Annotated in this window: 18 protein-coding genes; 11 read left to right on the plus strand and 7 right to left on the minus strand. The window is 59.3% G+C overall.

Annotation, left to right across the window (positions count from 1 at the left end; translation table 11 throughout):
- Positions 1 to 8: 8 nt before the first annotated feature.
- From AC07O1_RS11015 to AC07O1_RS11060, 10 genes are all read left to right on the plus strand, one after another.
- On the plus strand, positions 9 to 1,283 hold the full coding sequence (locus AC07O1_RS11015) for a beta-ketoacyl-[acyl-carrier-protein] synthase family protein (RefSeq protein WP_495088790.1): 1,275 nt from the start codon (positions 9 to 11) through the stop codon (positions 1,281 to 1,283).
- Position 1,284: 1 nt separating this feature from the next.
- Complete coding sequence (locus AC07O1_RS11020) at positions 1,285 to 2,367, plus strand: beta-ketoacyl synthase (RefSeq protein ID WP_495088791.1); 1,083 nt, start codon at positions 1,285 to 1,287, stop codon at positions 2,365 to 2,367.
- Positions 2,364 to 3,659, plus strand: coding sequence for a beta-ketoacyl-[acyl-carrier-protein] synthase family protein (locus AC07O1_RS11025; protein WP_495088792.1), 1,296 nt, complete (start codon positions 2,364 to 2,366; stop codon positions 3,657 to 3,659). Before AC07O1_RS11020 ends, AC07O1_RS11025 begins: the two co-directional genes overlap by 4 nt.
- The gene (locus tag AC07O1_RS11030) at positions 3,659 to 4,876 is read left to right on the plus strand and encodes a beta-ketoacyl synthase N-terminal-like domain-containing protein (RefSeq protein ID WP_495013251.1); all 1,218 of its coding nucleotides are present in this window, start codon (positions 3,659 to 3,661) and stop codon (positions 4,874 to 4,876) included. The genes AC07O1_RS11025 and AC07O1_RS11030 overlap by 1 nt, the downstream gene beginning before the upstream one ends.
- A gap of 44 nt (positions 4,877 to 4,920) precedes the next feature.
- The gene (locus tag AC07O1_RS11035; RefSeq protein ID WP_495088793.1) at positions 4,921 to 7,791 is read left to right on the plus strand and encodes an aminotransferase class III-fold pyridoxal phosphate-dependent enzyme; all 2,871 of its coding nucleotides are present in this window, start codon (positions 4,921 to 4,923) and stop codon (positions 7,789 to 7,791) included.
- 9 nt (positions 7,792 to 7,800) lie between these two features.
- The gene (locus tag AC07O1_RS11040) at positions 7,801 to 8,538 is read left to right on the plus strand and encodes a 3-oxoacyl-ACP reductase family protein (RefSeq protein WP_495088794.1); all 738 of its coding nucleotides are present in this window, start codon (positions 7,801 to 7,803) and stop codon (positions 8,536 to 8,538) included.
- Entirely contained in the window at positions 8,535 to 9,299 is a 765-nt protein-coding gene (locus AC07O1_RS11045) for an SDR family NAD(P)-dependent oxidoreductase (protein WP_495088795.1), read from the plus strand. The genes AC07O1_RS11040 and AC07O1_RS11045 overlap by 4 nt, the downstream gene beginning before the upstream one ends.
- A 2-nt stretch (positions 9,300 to 9,301) precedes the next feature.
- On the plus strand, positions 9,302 to 10,585 hold the full coding sequence (locus tag AC07O1_RS11050; protein WP_495088796.1) for a DUF1302 family protein: 1,284 nt from the start codon (positions 9,302 to 9,304) through the stop codon (positions 10,583 to 10,585).
- 85 nt (positions 10,586 to 10,670) lie between these two features.
- Positions 10,671 to 11,507 (plus strand): outer membrane lipoprotein-sorting protein, encoded by an 837-nt coding sequence (locus AC07O1_RS11055; RefSeq protein WP_495088797.1) that lies wholly within the window; start codon positions 10,671 to 10,673, stop codon positions 11,505 to 11,507.
- A 32-nt stretch (positions 11,508 to 11,539) separates the two neighbouring features.
- On the plus strand, positions 11,540 to 14,149 hold the full coding sequence (locus AC07O1_RS11060; protein WP_494995421.1) for an efflux RND transporter permease subunit: 2,610 nt from the start codon (positions 11,540 to 11,542) through the stop codon (positions 14,147 to 14,149).
- Positions 14,150 to 14,278: 129 nt separating this feature from the next.
- Here AC07O1_RS11060 and AC07O1_RS11065 read toward each other — a convergent pair whose 3' ends face one another.
- From AC07O1_RS11065 to AC07O1_RS11075, 3 genes are all read right to left on the minus strand, one after another.
- Entirely contained in the window at positions 14,279 to 14,662 is a 384-nt protein-coding gene (locus AC07O1_RS11065; protein ID WP_494995420.1) for a MerR family transcriptional regulator, read from the minus strand.
- A 257-nt stretch (positions 14,663 to 14,919) separates the two neighbouring features.
- Positions 14,920 to 15,495, minus strand: coding sequence for an NAD(P)H-dependent oxidoreductase (locus tag AC07O1_RS11070; protein ID WP_494995419.1), 576 nt, complete (start codon positions 15,493 to 15,495; stop codon positions 14,920 to 14,922).
- 69 nt (positions 15,496 to 15,564) lie between these two features.
- Positions 15,565 to 16,449 (minus strand): LysR family transcriptional regulator, encoded by an 885-nt coding sequence (locus AC07O1_RS11075; RefSeq protein WP_495088798.1) that lies wholly within the window; start codon positions 16,447 to 16,449, stop codon positions 15,565 to 15,567.
- A gap of 602 nt (positions 16,450 to 17,051) precedes the next feature.
- Between AC07O1_RS11075 and AC07O1_RS11080 the strand changes: the two genes are divergently transcribed.
- Positions 17,052 to 17,822 carry a sulfite exporter TauE/SafE family protein gene (locus AC07O1_RS11080; protein ID WP_495088799.1) on the plus strand — a complete coding sequence of 257 codons (771 nt, stop codon included), beginning with the start codon at positions 17,052 to 17,054 and terminating at the stop codon, positions 17,820 to 17,822.
- 75 nt (positions 17,823 to 17,897) lie between these two features.
- On the opposite strand, the gene AC07O1_RS11085 is transcribed toward AC07O1_RS11080, so the two are convergent.
- Genes AC07O1_RS11085 through AC07O1_RS11100 form a run of 4 tightly spaced genes read right to left on the minus strand, consistent with a single transcriptional unit; the run spans position 17,898 to position 23,481 of the window.
- A complete protein-coding gene (locus AC07O1_RS11085; protein ID WP_495088800.1) occupies positions 17,898 to 20,084 on the minus strand; it encodes a glycosyltransferase in 2,187 nt (728 codons plus the stop codon).
- Entirely contained in the window at positions 20,077 to 20,763 is a 687-nt protein-coding gene (locus AC07O1_RS11090) for a 2OG-Fe(II) oxygenase (protein ID WP_495088801.1), read from the minus strand. The genes AC07O1_RS11085 and AC07O1_RS11090 overlap by 8 nt, the downstream gene beginning before the upstream one ends.
- Positions 20,764 to 20,770: 7 nt before the next feature.
- Complete coding sequence (locus AC07O1_RS11095) at positions 20,771 to 22,174, minus strand: polysaccharide pyruvyl transferase family protein (protein WP_495088802.1); 1,404 nt, start codon at positions 22,172 to 22,174, stop codon at positions 20,771 to 20,773.
- A complete protein-coding gene (locus AC07O1_RS11100) occupies positions 22,171 to 23,481 on the minus strand; it encodes an ABC transporter ATP-binding protein (protein WP_495088803.1) in 1,311 nt (436 codons plus the stop codon). The genes AC07O1_RS11095 and AC07O1_RS11100 overlap by 4 nt, the downstream gene beginning before the upstream one ends.
- Positions 23,482 to 23,496: the final 15 nt, after the last annotated feature.

Consider the following 23,496-nt stretch of genomic DNA (forward strand, 5'->3'; position numbering starts at 1 on the left):
GTTTCTTCATGCGGCTGCGAGAAGTTTATGTCACGGGATACGGACTGGTGGCGCCCACGGCGATGGACGCAGCCACGCTGTTTTCGCGGATCAGCGAGAAGCGTTCGTGTATTCGTGAACATCCGGTGTTTGCCGAGCTTGGATTTGCAAATACCGCAGCCGGTTATATCGATCACCGTCAGTGGCAGGAAATGACCGCTGAGGTTCAGAGCGATGTTTTGACGTTACCGCGACAGAGTGTGCTGGCCGAGTACGTCGCCAGGCAGGCGTTGCAGCATGCAGGTCTGACCCCTTCGGCATTTTCTCAAGTCGCCAGCGGGTTGTTCCTCGGCTCAAACAAATACTGTGTGAGCCAGGATCTGCAGGAGGCCAGTCGATACATGGACGAAGCTGGCAGTGTGGATCTTGATCTGTATCTGCAAAACCACGAACTGGCGGGCGGAGCATTTTCTCGTCGGGTCGACCAACAGACTCTGCACCTTGCCCGATTTCTCGGCATTCGTGATCACATCTCTACCCACTCCGATGCCTGCGCTGCCGGGACCATGGCGATAGGCAGTGCGTATCGCGCCATCGAGCGCGGTGACATCGACCTGGCTATTTGCGGCGCCGTGGAGTTGATGTCCCACGAACTTTCGTACTACAGCTTCGACGGCCTTGGCGCAGTGTGCCAGCGCTCCGATTTCGCCGCGGATCAACAGAGCCGTCCGTTCATGCCGGATCGTTGCGGCTTTGTGCTCAGCGAAGGTTCGGCGCTGATCGTTCTCGAATCCAGGCCGCATGCCGAGCGTCGCAAGGCCACCCCGATTGGCCGCGTTTTGGGCTACGCCAATTATTGCGAGGCGCAAAAGATCACCTCCAGCAGCCGGGATGGCAGCAAGTACGCCCACTGCATGGCCGCAGCGATTGAAAATGCCGGCCTGACGAGCAGCGCGGTCGAGCATGTCAATACGCATGGAACGTCGACGCAGGCCAACGACCGCAGCGAAGCGTTGGCACTCAAGCAGGTATTCGGCGAGTCCGTGAACAACGTGACATTCACTGCCAACAAATCGGCAGTTGGCCATTCCCTGGCAGGCAGTGGCGCCATTGAAGCAGTCCTGTCGCTGATCAGTCTGCGCGATGGGGTGTTGTTGCCAACGCTCAATTATGACCCGGACAAGGCTGAGTTCCCCGAGCTGAATTTTCTGAGCGAACCCTTGCATCAGCCCATCAATGTCGTGCTGTCCAACTCCTTTGGCTTCGGCGGCGTCAACAGTTCACTGGTTCTGGGGAGGGCATGAGATGAATACGCTGGATACAAGACCCGTTTACATTACTGCGGCCTCGGTGTTCAACGCGGCTGGCTGCGAGTGCGCAGACTTGCAGGGTCCGCTGACGACCCCGCAACCGCTGGATTTCGACCCTGCTCGATTGGCCTATTGCGTGACCGCGCCACGATTGCCCTCGGACATTTTCGATCGAAAGATTCAGCGCGGTATCGAGCCTCAAGGCGCGCGCTTGTTGTACTGCGCGGGGCGCATCGCCCCGGCGTTGGGTGCCTTGAATCTGCCTGCGCAGCGGATTGCGCTGATGGCGGCCATCCCTGAAGTCGATGGCCCCAGCTCTTGTTGGGATGCCGTGCAGGCCATCGGTGAGCAACCCGACACACTGCTCGCGCAACTCTTTGCCCATACGCCACCGCTGCATGCACTGATGATGCTCAATAGCAGCGTCATGGCTCACGTCGCGCAAGCGCTGCACTGCAATGGCCCCATGGGTGGTTTCTGTTCCCAGGGCAATGCCGGTGTCGACGCCTTGATCGAAGCCTTTGAACACCTTGCCGAAGGTCGCGCCGAGGCGGCTGTCGTGGTCAGCAGCAGTCCGAACATCACCCCTGCGTTGTACCTGCGAGAACGTGCCGAGCGACCGGTCAATGCGGGTTCGCAGCCTTACGGGGAAGGCGCGGCCGCGTTGTTGCTGACATCCTCTGCGCCGACCTGCGGCTCGATGGCGTTGCGCATCGCTGGATTCGCGCGTGGTTATAGCGCCTCGCCCGAGCGCTCAAGCGCGGTGGCGAGCAGGGTCATCGAGCAGGCATTGAGTCAGGAAAAGCTCTGCCTGAGCGACGTCGCACGCATCGTGGCGGATACCCAGGATGCGCGGCTCATGAGCCTGTTCGCAGAGACAGGGCGGGTTATTCACAGTTCCCGGCACATGACTGGCGATCTGGGGGCGAGTGCCTTGCTGACCGAGGTGGCCCTGACGTTACACGACGATCGTAGTGAACCTGCGCAAGCGCATTACACGCTGCTGCTCAATCACAGCCGTGCAGGGCATTGGGGTGCGCTATTGCTGGTGAATGAAATCATGGAGAAGCACGCATGAGTGCGACAAGGATCGTGATAACCGGCATGGGCGCCGTGACCGGATTCGGTTTCGAATGGCAGTCGATGTGGGAAAAAATGTTGCGCGGCGAACACTGCATCCGCCCCTGGCAGCCCGAAGGCGTGAAGGACGGAACATTCCCGGTTCGCTATGCGGCGCCAGTGGATTCAGGCTTGTTGCCTGGTTATCTGCGGGACCATTCAGCCTGGCAGACGGCCCTGGAAAAGCGCAGCCAATTTGGCTGGATTGCCGCAAGCCAGGCGGTTACTGACAGTGGTCTGGAGCCCGCCGGGCTGCGCGAAGCGGCTGTCTTGTGTGCGTCCGGCGCACCTGCGCACATGCTCCAGGACATGCTGCTGACCTACTCCGGCGAGCCTGCTGGCACCCCGGCCTGGCGCCATCTGATGAGCCGGGTCGATCAAGTCAATCCGGCCGGTTCGTTGCGCCAGAGCAACGATCGGCTGGCACGGGTCATTGCCGACGGAATCGGTTGCGAAGGGCCGGTGATCAATATCAGCAGTGCCTGTGCCGGCGCGTCCCAGGCCATTGGCAATGCTTTCCAGATGATTCGTCGTGGCGAGGTCGAGGTGGCAATCGCAGGTGGAGCGGACTCTGTGTTGAGCCTGGACACCATGACCGCGCTGTATCTATTGGGCGCGGCAAGCAGTGAGCAGCGCTGGGGAACCGAACTTTGCCGGCCTTTCGATCGCCACCGCAGTGGCTTGATTGCGGGCGAGGGCGGCGGCTTTGTGGTACTCGAAACCCTGGAGCGAGCGCTGGCGCGTGGCGCCGTTCCCTACGCCGAAGTGCTGGGTTTTGGCAGCAGCCTGGACGGATACAAGGTGACCGCGCCCGACCCGCAAGGACGTGGCGCTGCCCTGGCCATGCAGACGGCGTTGCACGACGCCGGGATCGCGCCGCAACAGGTGGATCTGATCAACGCTCACGGGACGTCGACGCCACTTAACGATGCCGCCGAAACCCTGGCGATCAAGTCTGTGTTCGCTGAACGCGAGCACTATCGACGGTTGGCGATCAGCGCCAACAAGTCGCAGTTCGGGCATCTGATCGCGGCGGCCGGCGCACCGGAGTGCATCGTCACGGCACTGGCCTGCCGGTACGACCGAATTACGCCAACGATCAACCTGCACAGCGCCGATGAGCAGTGCGACCTGGACTACTGCGCCCATCAGGCGGTCAACCGCCGGGTCGATGTGGCACTGAGCAACTCATTCGGTTTCGGTGGTCTCAACACCTCCCTGGTGCTTGGCAAATATCGGGAGCACGCATGATGGGGGCTGCACACGCTCAGGTCGCGATTGCCGGTGCTGGCTGTGTATTGCCCAGCGGCTGGGGTGTGGAGCGTTTCTGGTCGGCGGTCTGTGAATCGCGCAGTGCAATTGCGCCCTTGCACTCCAGGCAGTTTCACAGCGCCCGGGTGACGGCCTTCGGACAAATTTCGGATGAAGATCACCAGCGCAGCCGTCAGGACCTCGCACAGAACCTGCAGCGCTATTGCGCGCCGGCGGTGATCTGGGGTGTCAGCGCGGTACGCCAGGCGTTGGCCGAAGCGAACCTTGCTCCGGGTCAGGACGGTTTGCGTTATGGCCTCTATTGCTGTCAGGGCGGATTCACCCACCCCTCGCTGGCCTCTTATGGCGAGTTGCTCCACGAATGCCGCAAGGGCGAGGGCGCCGACATGCGCCTGCTGGCCCGACGGATTCTGCAGGAGCGGGTGCAGGATCCATTTCTGGTGCTCAAAGGCCTGAGCAACATCTTGCTCGGCGTGGTCAGCCTGGCCCTCAAGCTTGAGTGCGAATGCAATGCCTACATGCAGGGCGTCTCCGGCAATCTGGCAGCGTTGCGCGAGGCCAGTGCGGCGCTGCAGAGCCGGCGTATCGACGCCGCTATCATCGTTGGTTCCGGGAGTGAACTCGACGCGCTGGCACTGTGCGCACTGGTGCAGGCGGGCATCATCAGCGCCGACGGTTCGCAAACGCTGCGACCTTTCGATGTGCAAGGGACGGGCGGCATTGCCGGAGAGGGCGCTGCGGCATTAATCCTGCGCCGACGCGAGGACCTGTGCGATGCCCCGCAGGTTTGCCTGGTGGGCATGACCGCCCACGTCGATCTTGAAGCGTTGAACCTGCCCGACAAGCAAGTCGATCTGCTGGTGTGCGCGGGCAGCGGCGATCCGCAGAAGGATCGTCAGCTGAGCCAGACCCTGGCCCGTACGGGCGCTGCACATATCACCAGTGGGCTGCCGGTGACCGGAATTCTCAGCGCGGCCCCCAGCCTGGTCGATCTGATTCTGGCCAGACGTGCCCTGCAGGCCCAGAGCGTGCCGCCAATTTTCGGCTTGCAACAGCCAGTCGCTGCGCATTTGCCCTTTGTGATGGGCGCCAGTCGCTCGGCGAACTTGCGCGACTGTCTGGTCATCAACCGCGACGACAACGGTTTCAGTGCTTGTTACCAACTCGAGTACAGCGTTCAGGCAGCCAGCGCCTGACGTTTTTTGTGAACCGCCTTCTTCTTTCAAGGGATATGACTGTCATGGATTACCGTAATTTCGTTCGCCCCAAGTTCGTTGACCTGCTGCAGGCACTGGGCCTGGAGTGCGAGTTCCAGCGGGCGCTGGGCAGTAAACTGTTCTATCGCGACCGTGACGGTGCACAAGTCACCGTCACCGATTTTCTCGGTGGTTACGGCGCAGCCTTGTTCGGGCACAACGATCCGCAGTTCGTCGACCAGCTCTGCACGCTGTTGCGTGACGACGTGCCTTTCAACGCGCAAATGTCGATACGCGGTGCGGCCGGAGAGTTGGGCCGTGCGCTCAGCGAGGCCTTCAATCGTGAGTTGAAGAACACCGAACGGTACATTTCGACCTTCTCCAACAGCGGTGCCGAAGCGGTGGAAATCGCCGTCAAGCATGCCGAGTATCGTCGTCAGAAAACCCTGCACAAGCAGTTCGACGATCTGGATTTTGCCCTGGCCAATCTGACGGCCAGCGACCGGGCTTATCGGGAACTGGATGTCGATGACCTTGACCTGCCGGCCGGGCTGCTACCGGCTCACCTGACGAGTGTAACGGTACGTCAGGTGGTCGAGGCGGTGCGTCAGTACAACCTGGCGCAGCTGCATGTCGAGCCGGTGTTCGTCGCGCTGCGTGGCAGCTTCCACGGCAAGCTGGTCAATACCGTGCAGCTGACTTATGGCCGGCAATATCGCCAGCCATTCGCCCGCTTCGGCTTGAACGTCGAGTTCATCGATCCGCAACAGCCGCATCAACTCCAGGAACTGCCGGCGCGCCATACCCGGCACTGGCTGACCCTGCAGTGGAGCGGCGAGCAGTTACTGGTCGCTCGGCAGGCGTTCAGTGCAATCACTGCGGTGTTGCTTGAACCGATTCAGGGAGAAGGCGGCATCATCGAATTCGCCTCCGACTTCTACCTCGCGTTGCGGCGTCTGTGTAACGAACAGCAATGCCCGTTGATTGTCGATGAAGTGCAGTCGGGCTTCGGTCGTACCGGCACCTTCCTGGCCAGCAGCCATTTCAATCTGCAAGGCGACTACTACTGCCTGTCCAAGGCGCTGGGCGGTGGCTTGATGAAGATTGCGGCAACCGTGATTCGCAGCAGCCACTATGAAAACGACTTCAGCTATATCCACAGCTCGACCTTCGCCGAAGACGATGCGTCCTGCCATATTGCGCTGTCGGCCCTCAATCGGCTGTTCGCCAACGACAATGCCATGCTCAAGGACGTGCACAACAAGGGCGAGTACCTCAAGACCTCGCTGCTCGAGCTCAAGGCGGCTTATCCCGATGTGATTGCCGATGTCCGCGGCCGAGGGCTGTTGCTCGGTTTCGAATTGCACGACCAGAGCGGCAACAGTTCGCTGGTGCAGGCCTCGGCCCAGTACAACGATGCACTGGGTTATCTCATCGCCGGCTACCTGCTGCAGTTCGAACGCTTGCGTGTGGCGCCATCGGGCAGCAACTCCAATGTGATCCGCCTGGAGCCGCCGGCCTGCATCACCTTCGCTGAAATCGACGGGCTGATCGGCGCGCTGCAAAATGTCTGCGACATGCTTCGCCGGGGCGACGCCTTCCCGCTGGCGGCGACTATCTGTGCCGATTCGATTCCGGTTGTGCCCGCGCGTGACGCCAGTTTCCAGAGGCCTGCCAGCGGCATCAAAGCCGACCAGGACACGCCGGTCGTCGCTCGCGTTGCCTTCATCAACCACTTGATCGATGCCGACATTCTTGGCGATGTCGATCCGTCGTTAGGCCAGCTGAGCGCCGAACAGAAGCGCGCTTTCATTACGCGCACTGCGCCGGAACGCCGGGCTGCGCCAGTCGGACCGGTGCTGATTCGCTCGCGGCTCGGTACTGCGGTGGAGTTCACCTTGTATCCGTTGTGCATGGACTCCAACGCCATGGCGGACTACATCATCAGCGGTGACCTGGAGGTCATCCGCGAAGAGGTCGGCAACCGCATTCTCGACGCTCGCGCCGATGGTTACAGCGTCGCGGGGCTGGGGATGTACACCTCCATCGTGACTAACAACTGCCAGGCGCTGAAGATCCCGGACATGGCGCTGACGTCCGGCAATGCCTTGACCATCGGCATGGGGCTGGAAGCCATTGAGCAAGGCTGCAAACAACAGCAGCTTGAGCTGCGCGGGCAAACCGCGGCCGTGGTCGGGGCGGCCGGCAACGTTGCTTCGACTTACGCGTCCCTGCTGTCGGCCACCGTCGATCACCTGATCCTGATCGGCAGTGGTCGCGATGGCTCGGTGCGTCGCCTGGAGAAAACCGCGCAGCTGATCTACGCCGACGCCGCCCGGTCGATCCTCAAGGGCAACGCCGAACAGGATCGGCTGGCGATGCGTCTGCTCAAGCTCAACGGTATCGAGGAGTTGCTCCAGGAACATGGCAGCAGCCCGGACCTGGGTCTGCGTATCTCGCGGCTGGTGCAGGAGCGCGTCGGGGTGAATGCGTTCATCACCGTCACCAATGATCTGAAAGCACTCAAGCGAGCCCGTGTCGTGCTGTGTGCGGCGAACGCTGCGCAGCCGTTCCTGGATGCCGGACATTTTGCCGAGAACAGTGTGATTTGCGATATCGCGGTGCCGTTGAACGTTGACCAGGCGCTCTGCAGCCAGCGTGCGGATGTTCTGTACATGCATGGCGGCATTGTCCAGACGCCGCTTGGCGATGGGCTTGCGCCAAATGTCCGGGCCTATCTGAAACAGGGTCAGTTGTATGCCTGCATGGCCGAGTCGGTCCTGATGGGGTTGTCGGGGATCAAGCAGCATTACTCCTATGGCGATATCAGTCGTGAGCAAGTGCAGCAAATCCGCGCATTGGCGGCGATCCATGGCTTCGGCCTTGCTCAGTTCAAGACCAACAACTCACTCTAAGGAACGGCCATGAACCAGAAAATAGCGGTAGTGACCGGGGGCAGTCGCGGCATCGGTAAAGCGATTGTCCTGGCACTGGCCGGCGCCGGTTATCAGATTGCATTCAGTTATGTGCGCGACAAAGAGGCGGCCATGCTGTTACGTGCCGAGGTCGAGGCCATGGGGCGCGAATGCCTGGCGTCGCAATGCGACGTCAAAGACGGCAACAGCATCAAGGACTTTTTCGACCGCGTCGAACAGCGGTTCGAACGCATCGATCTGCTGGTCAATAACGCCGGGATCACCCGCGATGGTTTGCTGGCGACGCTGTCGATCAATGACCTCACCGAGGTGATCCAGACCAACCTGATCGGGACCTTGCTCTGCTGCCAGCAGGTCGTGCCCGGCATGATGCGCCAACGTAGCGGCTGCATCATTAACTTAAGCTCGGTGGCCGCGCAAAAGCCCGGCAAGGGCCAAAGCAACTATGCCGCCGCCAAGGGCGGAGTCGAGGCGCTGACCCGTGCCCTGGCCGTTGAGCTGGCACCGCGCAACATCCGCGTCAACGCGGTTGCGCCAGGCATCGTCAATACCGACATGACCGCCGCGTTGCTGGGGGCCCACGAGCAGGAAATCCAGTCGCGCCTGTTGATCAAACGCTTCGCCGAACCACAGGACATTGCCGAGGCGGTGCTGTACATCGCCGAGCGCGGACATTACCTGACGGGTGAAGTGTTGTCCGTCAACGGCGGATTGAAAATGCCATGAGCGCGCTACGAACGTTTTTGATTACAGGTGCAGCCAAAGGCATCGGCAGGGCGGTAGCGGAAAGCTTCGCCGCCGACGCTGGAAACCGTCTGATCCTGCTCGATCTGGATCTGCCGCAGTTGCAAGGCTGGGTGACCGGGCAGGCGTTTGCGGCGAGCATCGAAACCCATGGGGCCGATATCGCCGACCTTGCCGGTTTACAGGTGCTGTTCAAGACACTGGCCGCGCGTCTGGGTTACATCGATGTATTGGTGAACAGCGCCGGTGTCTGCAACGAAAACGAGCCTGAGGACCTGGACAACTGGCACAAGGTGATTTCGATCAACCTGAACGGAACATTCTATGTCACCTCGCTGTGCCTGCCGCTGATGGCGGACCGTGGGCGGATCATCAACATGTCGTCGATTCTGGGGCGTGCCGGCAAGGTGCGTAACAGCGCTTACTGCGCTTCCAAGCACGGCATCATTGGCATGACCAAGGCACTGGCGATGGACCTGGCACCCCGCCAGATCACGGTCAACGCGATCCTGCCGGCCTGGATCGATACGCCGATGTTGCAGGGCGAGTTGGCGGCTCAAGCCCGTATCGCGGGGATCAGCCAAGAGCAGATCCTGCGCAACGCGAAAAAGAAATTGCCGCTGCGGCGATTCATTCAGGGCGATGAAGTGGCGGCGATGGTGCGTTACCTGGCGAGTCCCGAGGCGGCGGGCGTCACGGCGCAGAGCCTGATGATCGATGGCGGCGTCGGGTTGGGAATGTAGTCATGGCCAGAGAGCGATTCAGGCAGGGGCTGGTTGCCGTGCTGGCCTGTCTCGGCCCGCAGCTGGCCAGCGCCGACATCGTGCCGGCCCATGCCGATGCTGAAGTCGGCGTGGCCACCGCGCTGCGCTTGCATGGTGACGACCAGGTCACGCAGAAGGCCGTCTACTTCAAGGCCAATCTGGAGGACAACTGGGACAGTGGCTATTACAAGGCCAAGGGCCGGGTGCGTTATGACGCCCGCTATGACGGCAATAACCCCTACAGCCAGGAAGCCCGGGAAGACTACCGCTTCAGCGCCGACTGGCGGCATTTGTACTGGGGACAATACGTCGGTGACGGTGAGCTGACAGTGGGTTGGCAGCAGGTGGTCTGGGGCCGCGCGGATGAACTGCGAGTGCTCGATCAGATCAACCCGCTCGACTACCGCGAGGGCCTGACTGCCTTGCTCGAAGACAGCCGCATTGCGGTGCCTATGGTGCGTCTGACCCAGCCGGTGGGCGAGTGGGAGCTGGAAGCCCTGTGGATTACCGACTTTGTGAAGAACCAGGCACCGGCCCAAGGCAGTGAGTTCGACGCTCCGCTGTTCGCCCGGCCGGACCCGGCAACGTTCATCGTCGATTCCACGCCCGACTACAACGCTCAACGCGGTTTCTCCTATGGCCTGAGCGCCAACGGCCGGATCGGCGCGGTGGACGCCAGCTTCGTCGCACTCAATGCCCGTCAGCAAGATCCGGTGTATGCGGTCGAGGGTGTGGCCGACGATCAGCGAATTCGCCTGGAACGGCAGTTTCCGCGTTACAGCATGGCCGGGGCCGGTCTGGCGATCGATGCCGGGCACAGTATCGTCGTGCGCAGCGAGGTGGCCTATTTCGATGACTGGAGAGTGACCAATCCCTTCCGCCAGTACGGCAGCGACGAGAGCCCGATGATCAAGTCACTGCTTGGCGTCGACTATCTGCTGCGCAACTGGCTGATCTCCCTGCAATGGCAGGAGCAGCAATTGCTCGACTGGCAGGTCGGGATGTTGCAGGACAAACGTGCCGATCTCTTCACCCTGTCTGCCGAAGGCACACATCTGCGGGACCGGCTCAAGAGTCGGTTGGTGCTGGCTATGTCACCGCCGGCCAAAGACGACGCCTTGCTGCAGGGCATCTTCACCTACAAACCGGTCGACTGGCTCAAGCTGGGGCTGGAGGTGGATGTGTTTTTTGGCAAGCAGGACCGGTCATTTGGCGAGTACGACCAGCGCGATCAGGTTCGGCTTTCGGCGGGCTATTTGTTTTAACCATACAGCTTGTTCTGAACATACAGCGCCTGCGTGCACCGTGCGTTGGCGAGCAACTCACTCACATGATGAAAAGGAAAATTCTATGTTGCCGCTATTAAAGGTCCTGACCGCTGGTGTGTTGATGCTGACGAGCGCTTCGGTGTTTGCCGCCGAGGGCCAGGACGCCGACGAAATCATCCGCCAGGCCAGAGATCGCAACGACGGCAAGAGCTTCATGTCGCAGGTGTCGTTGATCCTGCTCGACAAGCAGGGCAATAGCCGGGTGCGCGAGTTCAACTACCTGCAGAAGGATTATCCGGACAGCGACAAGTTCACCATGTATTTCTCGGCGCCCAATGACGTGCGCGATGTCGCCTTCCACATTGAAAACCCCCACGAAGCACTGAGCACCGAAGATAGCCAGTGGATGTACTTGCCGGTCAGCCGGCAGACCCGGCGCATTTCGACCACCGACAAGCGCGGCGCCTTCATGGGCAGTGATTATTCCTATGCAGACCTGGACAAGATCCGGGCCAACGATTATCGCCAGACCCTGGTCGGCGAAGAGAACATTGCCGGTCGTGAGTGTTATGTCATCGAGCGCACGCCTGCGTCCGCGCAAGTCCTGGCCAAGACCGGCTACAACAAGCTCAAGGTCTGGATCGACAAAAAGAATCTGCTGGTCATGCGTCAGGATTTCTTCGATGTCAAAGGCGTGATGTTCAAACAGATGCGCACGCTGAAAGTCGAGACTGTCGATAAGATTGACAGCATCACCCTGAGCGAGACCGAAGACTTCATCGCGGGCACTCGCTCCCAGCTGCGTTTCAACCAGTTGCAGTACAACGTTGAGCTGGACGACCGACTGTTTACCCAGACCGCCATCAAACGCGGCCTGAAGACCGGCGACCTGCCTGAATTCGCCGTGTCCGCTCGCTAAGCACTGCTCCGACCTTTGTGGAACGCATGATCATGGAACGATACCTGAACTTCGTTGAGCGCTATGCGCGGGCGATTGTATTTGTGCTGGTGGCGATCACCGCCTGGTTCACCTACACACTCGGCTCGCTGATGTCGGACACCAATCCCTATTTACTCAAGGAAACCCATCCGGCGCGCAAAACCATTCTCGACCTGCAGCACGAATTCACCGGTACCTACGACTCGGTCATGGTGGCGCTGAACAATCGGCAGAGTGTCTTCAACACCGACTCGCTCAATGCCCAGTTCGAACTTTCGCAAGCCCTGCGGCGGCTGATGCTGGCCAACGCAGAGGATGAAGTCGAACTTCAGCGCATTGTCGGCAAGCATGGGGCGGACAGTCGCGCCCAACTGCTGGCCGCGGACATTCTCAATGAGGGTTTTTCCCAGAACGATTACGCCCAGGCCAAGGTATTGCTCGATCACGCCCGCAGTCAGGGCTGGGGCGAGCGCGATCAGCAGTTCCTCGGCTTTCTCGTCGAGCGGATCAACCCGATCAAGGAAATGGCCTCCATGGCCGACCTGGAAAACATCAGCCTGAGCCCCGATGGCGAACTGTGGATTCACAAGACCCTGCATGGCCTGGACATGGACCCCAAGGTCGTCGAAGCGCAGATCATGGGCAACGAGCAAATGGTCGGCGGGGTAGTTTCCGCCGACAAGAAAGTCGCCATGGTGGTCGCTGAACTGGGGACCAAACAGGACGACGCCCAGGCTCAACTACGCGCCTATCACCAGGTTCGTCAAATCATCGCGGACTACCAGGCCAAACATCCGCAATTCACCGATGAGGTGTTCATCGCCGGGATGCCGATCTTTATTGCGGCGCAGCAGGAGATCATCGATCACGACCTGGCGCTGCTGTTCCCGATCGTGTTCCTGCTGGTGACTTCGCTGCTGGTGTTCTTTTTCCGCAAGCCTTTGGGCGTGCTCCTGCCGCTGTTCAATATCCTCTTCTGCACCATCTGGACCTTGGGCCTGATGGCGCTGTTTCAGGTACCGATGGACTTGCTGACCAGCGTGTTGCCGGTCTTTTTGTTCACCATTTGCTGTGCCGACGCGATCCATGTGATGGCCGAGTATTACGAGCAGCTCAATGCCGGCAAATCCTTTCGTGAGGCCAACCGCGAGACCATGCGGATGATGGTCGTTCCAGTGGTGCTGACCACCGTCACCACCATTGCCACGTTCATGATTTCCACCACCAACAATATCGTCAGCATTCGCAATTTCGGTCTCTTCATGTCTATCGGGCTGACGGCGGCCTTGATCATTTCCCTGCTGCTGATCCCGGCGTGGATCTCCATCTGGGGCAAGGATCAGCCACCGCGCAAAGTAGTCCACAAAGAGTCGATCATCTCGCGCTACCTGGTGGCGTTCTGTGCGCGTTTGATCCAGTGGCGCAAGCCGGTTCTGGTCGTGACCCTGCCGTTGTTGGCGTTGATGACGGTATTCACCTTCATGGTCAATATCGAGGACTCGGGGATTGCCTACTTCAAGAAGGACAGCCCGCTCCGGGTCTCGGATGAGTTCATCAATCGGGCCCATGTCGCCGGCACTTCTCCGGGCTGGATTGCCTTCGACAGCAAGACCCCGCGAGGTGTCCTGACCACCGAGGTGGTGCAGTTCCTCGACAGGCTCGACCAATTCATCAAGTCCCAGCCGAACGTCAGTTACACCTATTCGGTGGCGACTTACGTCAAGCGCATGAACCTGGTGCTCAATGACATGAAGCCCGACTATCTGCGTGTGCCGCAGGCGCTGGAACAGGTGAAGTCGGTCAATGATGAGGGGCAGACAGAAACCTTTGAGGTCGACGGCAACTCGCTGATCGAGCAACACATCATGATGTTCGAGAACGGCGGCGGCTCGGATTTGCAGAACGTGCTCAATGCCGACTATTCCAAGGCGCTGACGCTTTACACCATGACCTCCTCGGTCGCCAGCGACTATCAGGACATGCTTGATCGCCTGGATGCCTGGCTGCTGGTGAACAAGCCGGCCAACCTGCAAGTGACCCATGCCGGTACACCCTACATCTGGACTGGAGTGCTGCAGGAAATCACCCAGGGCCAGGTGCTGAGCTTCTCCCTGGCGCTGGTGGTGGTCACGCTGATGATGATGTACTGGTTGAAGTCGGTACGCCTGGGCATTCTTGGCATGCTCACGCTGCTGACCACGTCCGTGACGGTCTATGGCTGTATGTATCTGCTGGACATCGAGCTGAACATTGGCACGACGCTGGTGACGTTCCTGGTGGTGGGGGTGGTCGACTACGCCGTACACCTGCTGTCGCGGATCAAGTTGCTGGTTCAGCAAGGCGTGCATGTCGATGAGGCGATTCTCACAGCCATGCACAGCGTCGGGCGTTCGACCGTGGTCAACGTGGTGATTTTTTCGGTGGGGTTCCTGGCGTTGCTGTTTTCCGCCTACAAGCCGGTCATTGACCTGGGAACGCTGGTGGCGCTGGCGCTATTTTCCAGTGGAGTAATGACCATCTTGCTGGTGACATTGATTTCGCCGTGGTTCTTTGCCGCGATCGTGCCTGAGTCGCCCGTGGATGAACGTGAACACCCATTGCGTGATGGCGCCTTGAGTTAAGCGCAAGGGCTGCTGTTGCAGCAGGATGCGCCGGCATTGGGTTTGTAGTAACCACTCATTGCCGGCGTGCCTTGGCAGCGCAAAGCGGCTTAACAACTGTTTCAGTTCTGTGCAGCGGGGTGACGGTGTTCAGGCGATTTTGGCGATATGTTCGAACTGGCATTGATCCTGAGCGTCCTTGAGGCTGGCTTCGAATTCGACCAGCCCCGAGTGCACCTTCTGCAACGCTTCAATCTGGGTCATCAGCTCCTGTTTTTTGTCCGCTATAGCCTTGTTCGCCAGGTCCCATGGCAGTTCCTGGCCCCTGTGATCCTGCAGGATCGCTTGCATTTCCTTGAGCTTGAAACCGAGTTGCTGGGCGCACTTGATGAACGTCAGCAGCTCAACGCTCTGCTGGCTATAGACGCGATATTTACCTTCGCGCTGTGGCGGCGGTAACAAGCCGATTTCTTCGTAGTGCCGGATACTCTTGACCGTCGTGCCCGACAGCTGGGCGGCTTTGCCGATATACATGAAAAGTCCTTTTTTATGTGCACAAAGAGGCCGAGCGTTCACGCGCCTGCCGCACCTGTATCAACTGACGTGATGACAGGCAATGTTCCAGCTGAACAGCTATCGATTGGCCCCGTGGTATCAATCGTTCCACGGATAGGCAAGCTTCGGCGCGGCATCTTTACACAAGCATGCCGAGGCGGGAACCCGGGCGTATTAAATGGCGGCGGGTGTGGGGCGCAGGGCGCGACGAAGCCGGCATCGCCCGTAGCAAGGCTTCAGTGACTGGCGATAGCCTGGGCTTGCTTGAGCCAGGCGTCCCGTTGTGTCGACTTCGAGCCGAGGATCGGGCCGAACGTCAGGGTCTTCAATGGTTTGATGCCACAGAATTCCAGCGTGGTCTTGCGCATCTGGTGCAGCCCGGGCATGCGGTAGACCCACTTGTAGTACCACGGTGGAGTATCCATGGTCACCAGCAGGTGAGCGGTTCGTCCTTTCAGGAGTTTGTCCGGGAAAGCTTTGCCTTTGCGGTATTTGAAGGCAAAACCGGGCAGGAAAACCCGGTCGAAAAAGCCTTTCATCAAGGCCGGAATGCCGCCCCACCAGATCGGATAAACAAACGCCAGATGTTCAGCCCAGGTGATATCGGACTGGGCTTTGAGTAGATCGGGCTCCAGCATCTGAATCAGGTTGTAACCATCGTGCAGTACCGGGTCGAAGTTCAGAGCATCGAGTCGTAGCAGACGTACATCATGTCCGGCACTTTTTGCGGCCTCGACATAGGTATTGGTCAGGGCTCCACAGAAACTATCGGTTGAGGGGTGACCCAGAATCACCAGTACTCGCTTGCTCATCGTGACTAAATCCTGAAAGTGGAGCTTTCAGGGTAGAGTCTGCCCCTAACGGGAGAGTCAATGGGTGGCTCATTCAACAGACAAGGCCTCAAACAAGGCTTTGGCATAACCGGGCAGGCTGTCGAATGAGCGCGCGCACAGCAGCAGTTTTCGCTGAGCCCACTCTTCCTTCAGCGCGAAGCTTTTGAACGGTTGCTCGACCGTCCAGCGCCGGATCGCGGCCAGTGGCACGATCGCCACGCCAGCGCCGCGGGCGACCATACGAATCACCCCGTCGAAGCCTTCAGCGCGGATACGTATTTGCATGCGTACGCCGGTGTGCAGCGCCTGTTCTTCGAGGTACACCGCCAGCGCGCTATTGGCGGCCAGACCAACGTAATCGTGAAGCAAGGTATCGCTGAAACCCGGCGGCCTGCCATTGGCCAAGGGATGATCGGGCGGCATGATCAACACCAGCGGGTCGTCGCGAAAGGGCCGGGTCTGAAGGTCCTGGGTGTCCACCGCGTCGGAGACGATGCCAAGGTCAGCCGAACCCTGACGCAAGGCGTGGGCGATACGCAGACTTGGCAATTCTTGCAGGTCGATGTCGAGGTTGGGATGGCTGCGCAGAAAGTCCGCCAGCAATTCCGGCAGGTACTCGGTGATTGCCGTGGTGTTGCACAACAACCGCACCTGGCCTTTGACGCCTTTGGCGTACTCGGCCAGATCCTGCTGCATGCATTCAGCCTGTTGCAGCAGCACCCGAGCATGTTGGGCCAAGGCCTTGCCGGCCGGCGTGGGACTGACGCCACGGCGTCCACGCTCTAGAAATGGAGTGCCCAGCGAAGCTTCCAGCGCCCGAATCCGGGCACTGGCCGCCGCCAGCGACAGATGGCTGCGGCTGGCACCTGCGGTGATATTGCCAGCTTGGAGAATGTTCAAGTACAGCCGCAGATCGGTCAGATCAAAGTGCATATAGGGTCGCCTTCGATGGATCGTTCCCACGCTCCGCGTGGGAATGCCGCCCTGGACGCTCTGCGTCCGCCCTTTGTGACGCAGAGCGTCACGAGATGCATTCCCACGCAGAGCGTGGGAACGATCAGCCTCAACGTTAACAATAGGCTGCCTCAGTATATGGCGAATTTTCAAGGTCGAGCACAGGGCCCAGGATAGTGCCATGAAGACACTTGGATCGTTCCCACGCTCCGCGTGGGAATGCCGCCCTGGACGCTCTGCGTCCGCCCCTTGTGACGCAGAGCGTCACGAGATGCATTCCCACGCAGAGCGTGGGAACGATCAGCCTCAATTTTAACAAGAGGTTGCCTCAGTATATGGCGAATTTTCAAGGCCAGGCGCAAGGCCTTGGATAGCGCCATGAAGACGAGATGCGTTGGATCGTTCCCACGCTCCGCGTGGGAATGCCGCCCTGGACGCTCTGCGTCTGCCCTTTGTGATGCGGAGCGTCACGAGATGCATTCCCACGCAGAGCGTGGGAACGATTAGCCTCAACAATCACAAGAGGCTGCCTCAGTATATGGCGAATTTTCAAGGTCGCGCGCAGGGCCCAGGATAGTGCCATGAAGACACTTGTCGCGTTCTACCAAAACCTCGGCCCGGCCTTGTCATTATTGGTCATTGGCACCTTTCTGCTAGCCGGGATGATCAAAGGTGTAATCGGCCTTGGTCTGCCAACCATTGCCATGGGCCTGCTGGGCCTGGCTATGGTTCCGGCGCAGGCTGCGGCGTTGCTGATCATTCCGGCGACCCTGACCAATATCTGGCAATTGGCCTTCGGTGGGCATTTGAGTTCGCTGATCAAACGGCTGTGGCCGATGCTGTTGGCGATTTTTATCGGCACTGGGCTGGGTACGCTGTGGCTGGGTATCGATGGAGGCCGTTGGGTAGTGCGGGCGCTGGGCGCGGCGTTACTGCTCTACGCCCTGAGCGGTCTGTTATTGCCGACGCTGCATGTGAACGCCAGCACCGAGCGCTGGCTTGGCCCGGTCTGCGGCGTGCTGACCGGCATCATCGCCTCGGCTACCGGAGTCTTCGTGATTCCAGCGGTGCCATACCTTCAGGCACTGGCTCTGAACAAGGATGAACTGGTGCAGGCGCTGGGCCTGTCGTTCAGCGTTTCGACACTGGCGCTGGCGCTGGCCGCCGGCCTGCTGTGGCGTGGGGCGTTGGGCGGCGGCGAGTTGAGTGCTTCGCTGCTCGCCCTGATACCGGCCGTACTGGGTATGTTGCTGGGGCAATGGCTACGCCAGCGAATCAGCGCCGTGCAGTTCAAACGCGTATTTTTCATTGGCCTCGGAGTGCTCGGAGGCCATCTGTTGATCAGCGGCTAGCGTTGTGTACGCAAAAGCAGGTCTTCTGCATCAGGGCCAGTTGTTGTGGGCGTTGATGTCCGGCAGTTCAGGCCGCTATGTCGGCTCTGCCAGTGGCGGAGCCGTTTCGTTCTTGCCGGGTGTGGCACTCGCACGGTGAGTATGAGGCGTCCAGGTTTGCCACTTGCTTTCGAAGTACGCCTGATTTTTATCCCAGAGGGCTTGATACTCGCCACTGACGATCAGCTTCTTGAACGATGCCTGTCCATAGTGATGGACGAATGCATCTTCGGCACAGACAGTACGGTAACCAGCGCCCTGAACCCTGCGACTGTAGTCATCATCCTCGAACAGACCGATGCCAAAGGCTTCATCCAGATACCCTACCTGGCGCAGAACGTCCCGGCGCATGGCGACGCAAAACATCGCCAGCATTGGAATGTCGAACACCTGACCTTTATGTTCGGCGGTGTAGCGGGATGCAAAGTCGTGCATCTGTCCGATACTGGTATACGGAACCGCGATTTTCGCCTCGTTACCGACCATGTTGGTGACGGGGCCGATCAGTCCGATGCCTGGATCCTGCAAGTGTTTGATCAGTGGCGTCAGCCAGCCTTTGGGCACCACCGTATCGTTATTGAGCAACAGCAGAATCTCGCCTCTGGTCCGACGCAAACCTTGATTGTTTGCGGCAGAAAACCCGCGGTTATCGGCATTGAGGATGATATCGACATCAGGATTGTCGCGGCTCAGCTGTTGCAGGTAGGCGGGGGTGCCATCCGCTGAACCGTTGTCGACAATGATCAGTTGGTAACGGACCGACGTGGTGTTACGCACAATGCTGTCGATACACTCTCGGGTCAGATCGAGGTTGTTGTAGGTCACGACAATGATGGACACCTGCACATCGAGCGCGCTGATGGCTTGTCGGGTGGTTTCGACGCGCTCTTTCCAGTCATTGCTGCGGGCGGTTTCCACCCGATGCCGGATCCTGTCTTGTGTGGTTTCAGTCAAGGCGTGCTCGATCTGCACCAGGTACTCATCGACGTCGCTCGCGAAGTACAGAATATCTTTGTAGCGGCTCAACTCTTCGAGGGGCGCCGAAACCACTGGTTTTCCCGCACTCAGGTATTCGTAGAGCTTCACCGGATCCACGGCGTGGGTCACATTGTTGAGCAGAAAAGGGATCAGGCAGACATCGAAGCGATGAAGATAGAGAGGCATTTGAGCGTAAGGTTTTATTCCTGACAACAGCACATTGGGTTTGCCCTCGAGACCTGCGAGGTTGTCGACGAAGACGTCTCCCACCAGTACGAAATTCCAGGTCGGGCGTTTGTCTGCCAGCGCCGCGAGTAAGGGGAAGTCCAGCCACTGTGCCAGGGCTCCGTAGAACCCAATCACAGGTCCCGCAAAGTCTGGTAGTAGATCGTTAGGCATGCAGTGCCGGTGGAAGAATTCAAAGTCCACTGCGTTGCGCACCAGAACGCATCTTTTGCAATGCGCGGACCATTTACGGTGCAGACGCGCCGCCGATACCGTTACCAGATCTGCCTGGGCGACGAGGTTCCATTCTTCGGTCACCAACCCGGCACCGATATTCGGAAAACCATCCCAGTCATCCATGCAATCGTATTGAATGGGCCAGCCGCGATCAGCGCGTAACTCAATGGCCAATGGGCTCCAGTAAGGAATGTGGATGAGTGAAAGCGCATCCCGGATCTGGAAGTCCTCTATCAGCAGGTCGAGGGCACGTTGGTAGGCTTGGGTGTTCTCGGGCGTCAAGACTTTCTCGTAATAGAGATCCTGAGCATCACGCTGAAGGGTCACTTCGAAAATGTTGTGCGCCACACGGGTCAGACTATAAGGCCGCCCCTCAGGAGGGACTCTCGAGGGCACGATATAAAACACTCGACTTCCCTGGCGCGCGAATCGGCTCATCAACTGCTGCGGTCGTTGAAACCTGGCGGCCCACTCGATATTCGCAAAGCACAGAATATCCAGCTTCTTGTGGGGGACTACTTCGCCTACGGAGCGCTGCGCAGGATGTCGGGCCGGGTCGCTGGGGAGCGTTAGCTCTTTAGCGCGAAACGCAACATCGGCACCGCCAGAGAGAGCCTCGAGCAATCCATAGCGCATCATGCAGGCAATGAAACGCAGTGGTCTGGTCACAAACCATGAGCGGCTACCCAGCAGGAAATCGACCCTGGCGAGCGCGGCATCGCGCTCCTGCAGTACTGCATCTCTTTCGGCCAGGGCCGTGTCGTGCTTGATCGGATCAGTCACGTGGGTACCTGTGCAATGCAGTGCAGTCATCATCCGGCCACATGGAACTCTTCGAGCCCGGACGATAAAAGGTCGCGGTCAGGCTGCGACGAGATGAGCGGCAGCCGCTGACGACCGGTGAAACGGCATGCCAGGAGTGATTCGAACGCACCAGCACGGCGGAGTTGCCCACCCGCGGTTCGATGACGGCCGCAATGCTGGTCGGGTCTGAGCTGCGCAATATGTTCAGGCAGCCACCGTCGATGCGGTTCCAGGACTCATTGAAGTACAGGATGTGGGTGACCAGTTTGTCGCTCAGGTCGGGATGGGCGCCAAGGCTGGCACCCGGACCGTAATGGAAGACATTCACCTCCATCGGTACATCGCGCAGGTCATGGTCGGTCAAGTGCGACAGGGCTTCCCGATAGGCCGAAGAGCAGAGGTCTTGAGCCAGCTTCTGCCATGCCACGCTCAGTTCCTCAGGAAAAACAACGGCGTTGGTGCCCATCGACACCAGGCCCCGTGCCTCATAGTCATAGTTTTTTTCCCCGCCATAACCCGTCACGGTCTTGAAATGATCGTGGGGAAAGGTGGTCGCCAGGGCAATCGCGTCTTCTGGCGAATACAAATCACCAATTTCGGCCCATGAATACGGTTGAATGTTCAACGCGCTGGATTGCAGCCGTGTCAGGTTTAGCATCCTGTCCTTACCTTCCTCTCAGGGTTCTGAGGCCACGTGCAATTGAGCGCAGTGGGGCGGTGATTCGAAATGAGCTGGAGTTTTGCAACTCAAGCACTTTTGCCTCGCTTCGTGCCAGGCGCTGGTGAAGGCTCGTTATCTGTTGCTGTTGAGTGCTCAACCTGGCGTGCAGGACAGCGCGTTCGCCTGCCTGGTCCGCATCGACAGACGGGGGCGCGGCCTCGATGTACGGTGTGTCGCGGGGCTCTGCTGCCGTTTCGAGCAGCGTCGGCAAACCTTGCCAAAACGCGTCTAGCGCCCGCGTCGAAGAGGTCTTTCCCTGCTTGATGAGGGTCGCGACCTGGTCCCAGTGAGTGCTCACCTGCAGCGCAGCCGCCTGTGCTGCGGCGCAGGGCCGGGTTTTGCCGGCTCGATCGAGAAACCACTGTGCGTCAATGGTCTCGACATCGGGCAGGGCGTGCAGCGATTCGAAGTCGGCCAGGGCGGTGTATTTCCCGGCACTCAGATCGGCGGAACAAAACACCGGGACGCCAAAGGCCAGCGCGCTGATCGCCAGGTGATAGCTGTGACCGATAACGGCCTCTGCCCGGCTGAGAAATTCTGCCAGCAATAACGGCTCGGGCCATTCCGGCAGGCTGATTGCGTGGGGCAAATGCCGGGTGACTATCGAGGGGTGATCACCAAGGACCGGACCAATGGGTAGCACCAGAAACTGATAGTGTTCGAACGCCTGCGGATATTGCTCGAACAAGCGCAAAAACGGCTCAACCATGTGGATGGCATGGATGACGATATACGGAGCGGTCAATCCTGCCTGCTCGCACAGATGGATGAATGGCCTGGAAGGTTGCTGGTCATCGATCAGGTTGGGTAAGCCAAATGCGGTATCGGGCAGGACTTCGACGTCAATCTCGCTCGAGATTGCAGCCAGGGTATCGCGTGACAGGCTGTCACGAACCCGCACGTACTGGCTTTGTTCCAGGGCCAGTTTCACTAGCGGTGCGGCCCAGTCGGGAATGCTGTTGCAGTGCATGCCGGGAGCGTTCCAGATCACGGGCGTTGCGTGTTGCAAAGCGATCAGCGCCGGGGTGAGCCAGTATCCGGTGGGGTGGTGGATATCCGGTGAAGCAGGGCCATAGCCCTCAGCCACGAGCTTATCGAAGCGAATCAGAAAGCCGCCGCCGATCAACAAGCCGTCCAGATGCTCGGCCAGACCAGGCAGTTCGCTCAGAGACGTCACCGGATAGGGCCATTGCCCAGCGAGCCTGGAGTTGTACGAAAACCGCCGTAGATGTACGGCTCCCAGCCGTTTGCTCAGCTCGACTTGTGCAATGATCGGAAACAGTAGATCGCCATAATTCTCGACGTCGAAGGTACCAACTATGGCGATCTGCCAGGTGCGTCCGTTCATGTACTCTCCGGGACATCGACATTACACATTTTTTTTATTTGACCCTGTTGTTCAGGAGGCTGGACCACGCTTTGCAAACCCAGATCTACGACGCCGAGGAAACCCCTGTTATTGGGCAGCATGTCGAATGCCAGTAGCCCCACCTGTTTCTCGATCAGCTGTGAGGTGTCCTCAGTCCCGCCCTGTAGAAGCTTGAGGGTAATGTGGTAGCGACCTGCCGACAGACTGGCCGGGAATCGCACGCAGATCGAAGCCTGCCGCCAGCCGTCCTCGGCCGGTGCCATTTGCAGTGCAAAGTTCGCCCCACCGATGACCATCAACCGAGCCTCCTGGACCGTAAAACTGAGCGATGGCTGGGTGATGCTGTCGCGCAGCAAGGTTTCGACCTGGATCTCGATCTCATCGCCATACAGGTAGCTGGAGAAGAGTTCCCGGGTGTTTGTAAAGAAGGCAGAAGTAATGCGCCCTTCCTGTGTGCCGAAGGCAATACCCTCTTTGACATCGCTTGAAACACCCAGAAAAGGTTTGCGCGTGACCGCAACGTCGCCGCCGCTTGCCCAGCGGCGCTGTTCATCACGCATATCAAGCAGGTACAACTCGGCCATTTCGTCGGGGGCACCGCTGGCGAATATCTGACCTTCGCGAAGATAAATGACGCGGTTGCAAAAGCGTCTGACCATGCTCATGTCGTGGGACACGAACAGCAGCGTAGAGCCGTTCTCGATCAAGCTCTCCAGCCGGTTCAAGCATTTGAACTGAAAGGACGCATCACCGACGGAGAGCGCCTCGTCGACGATCAGAATGTCCGGTTCCACACACACCGAGACGGCGAAGGCGAGCCGGACCAACATGCCGGTGGAGTAGGTCTTGGTCGGTTGGTCGATAAAGTCGCCGATGTTGGCAAAGGCAGCGATTTCATCGAAACGGGTGTCGATCTCGGATTGGCTCAGGCCCAGTATTACACCGTTCAGGTAAACGTTTTCCCTGCCGGTGAACTCTGGATTGAAGCCGGACCCTAGCTCCAGCAGCGCCGCAATACGGCCTCGAGCTTCAACGCTGCCCTGGGTGGGTGCCATCGTTGCGCAGATCAACTGCAACAGCGTGGACTTGCCGCTGCCATTGCGACCGATGATGCCGACGGTCTCGCCTTTAGCAATTTGCAGGGACACATCCTTGAGTGCCCAGAATTCACGGTAATAGCGTTTTCTGCCACGGGTCAGCATTTGCAGCATGCGATCCATCGGCTTGTCGTAGATTTGATAGCACTTGCTCAGGTGCTCGGCGTTGATCGCTATCTTAAAGGACATTGGCATAGTCCTCGG

Source organism: Pseudomonas sp. GW821-FHT07G10 (assembly GCF_059418545.1).

Excerpts from the sequence above, each read along its gene's own strand:
- AC07O1_RS11070 (WP_494995419.1), bottom strand. The coding sequence starts at position 15,495 with ATGAGCAAGCGAGTACTGGTGATTCTGGGTCACCCCTCAACCGATAGT.
- AC07O1_RS11080 (WP_495088799.1), top strand. The coding sequence starts at position 17,052 with ATGAAGACACTTGTCGCGTTCTACCAAAACCTCGGCCCGGCCTTGTCA.
- AC07O1_RS11035 (WP_495088793.1), top strand. The coding sequence starts at position 4,921 with ATGGATTACCGTAATTTCGTTCGCCCCAAGTTCGTTGACCTGCTGCAG.
- AC07O1_RS11055 (WP_495088797.1), top strand. The coding sequence starts at position 10,671 with ATGTTGCCGCTATTAAAGGTCCTGACCGCTGGTGTGTTGATGCTGACG.
- AC07O1_RS11095 (WP_495088802.1), bottom strand. The coding sequence starts at position 22,174 with ATGAACGGACGCACCTGGCAGATCGCCATAGTTGGTACCTTCGACGTC.
- AC07O1_RS11075 (WP_495088798.1), bottom strand. The coding sequence starts at position 16,449 with ATGCACTTTGATCTGACCGATCTGCGGCTGTACTTGAACATTCTCCAA.
- AC07O1_RS11025 (WP_495088792.1), top strand. The coding sequence starts at position 2,364 with ATGAGTGCGACAAGGATCGTGATAACCGGCATGGGCGCCGTGACCGGA.
- AC07O1_RS11065 (WP_494995420.1), bottom strand. The coding sequence starts at position 14,662 with ATGTATATCGGCAAAGCCGCCCAGCTGTCGGGCACGACGGTCAAGAGT.
- AC07O1_RS11050 (WP_495088796.1), top strand. The coding sequence starts at position 9,302 with ATGGCCAGAGAGCGATTCAGGCAGGGGCTGGTTGCCGTGCTGGCCTGT.
- AC07O1_RS11015 (WP_495088790.1), top strand. The coding sequence starts at position 9 with ATGCGGCTGCGAGAAGTTTATGTCACGGGATACGGACTGGTGGCGCCC.
- AC07O1_RS11060 (WP_494995421.1), top strand. The coding sequence starts at position 11,540 with ATGGAACGATACCTGAACTTCGTTGAGCGCTATGCGCGGGCGATTGTA.
- AC07O1_RS11040 (WP_495088794.1), top strand. The coding sequence starts at position 7,801 with ATGAACCAGAAAATAGCGGTAGTGACCGGGGGCAGTCGCGGCATCGGT.
- AC07O1_RS11030 (WP_495013251.1), top strand. The coding sequence starts at position 3,659 with ATGGGGGCTGCACACGCTCAGGTCGCGATTGCCGGTGCTGGCTGTGTA.
- AC07O1_RS11100 (WP_495088803.1), bottom strand. The coding sequence starts at position 23,481 with ATGTCCTTTAAGATAGCGATCAACGCCGAGCACCTGAGCAAGTGCTAT.
- AC07O1_RS11090 (WP_495088801.1), bottom strand. The coding sequence starts at position 20,763 with ATGCTAAACCTGACACGGCTGCAATCCAGCGCGTTGAACATTCAACCG.
- AC07O1_RS11020 (WP_495088791.1), top strand. The coding sequence starts at position 1,285 with ATGAATACGCTGGATACAAGACCCGTTTACATTACTGCGGCCTCGGTG.
- AC07O1_RS11045 (WP_495088795.1), top strand. The coding sequence starts at position 8,535 with ATGAGCGCGCTACGAACGTTTTTGATTACAGGTGCAGCCAAAGGCATC.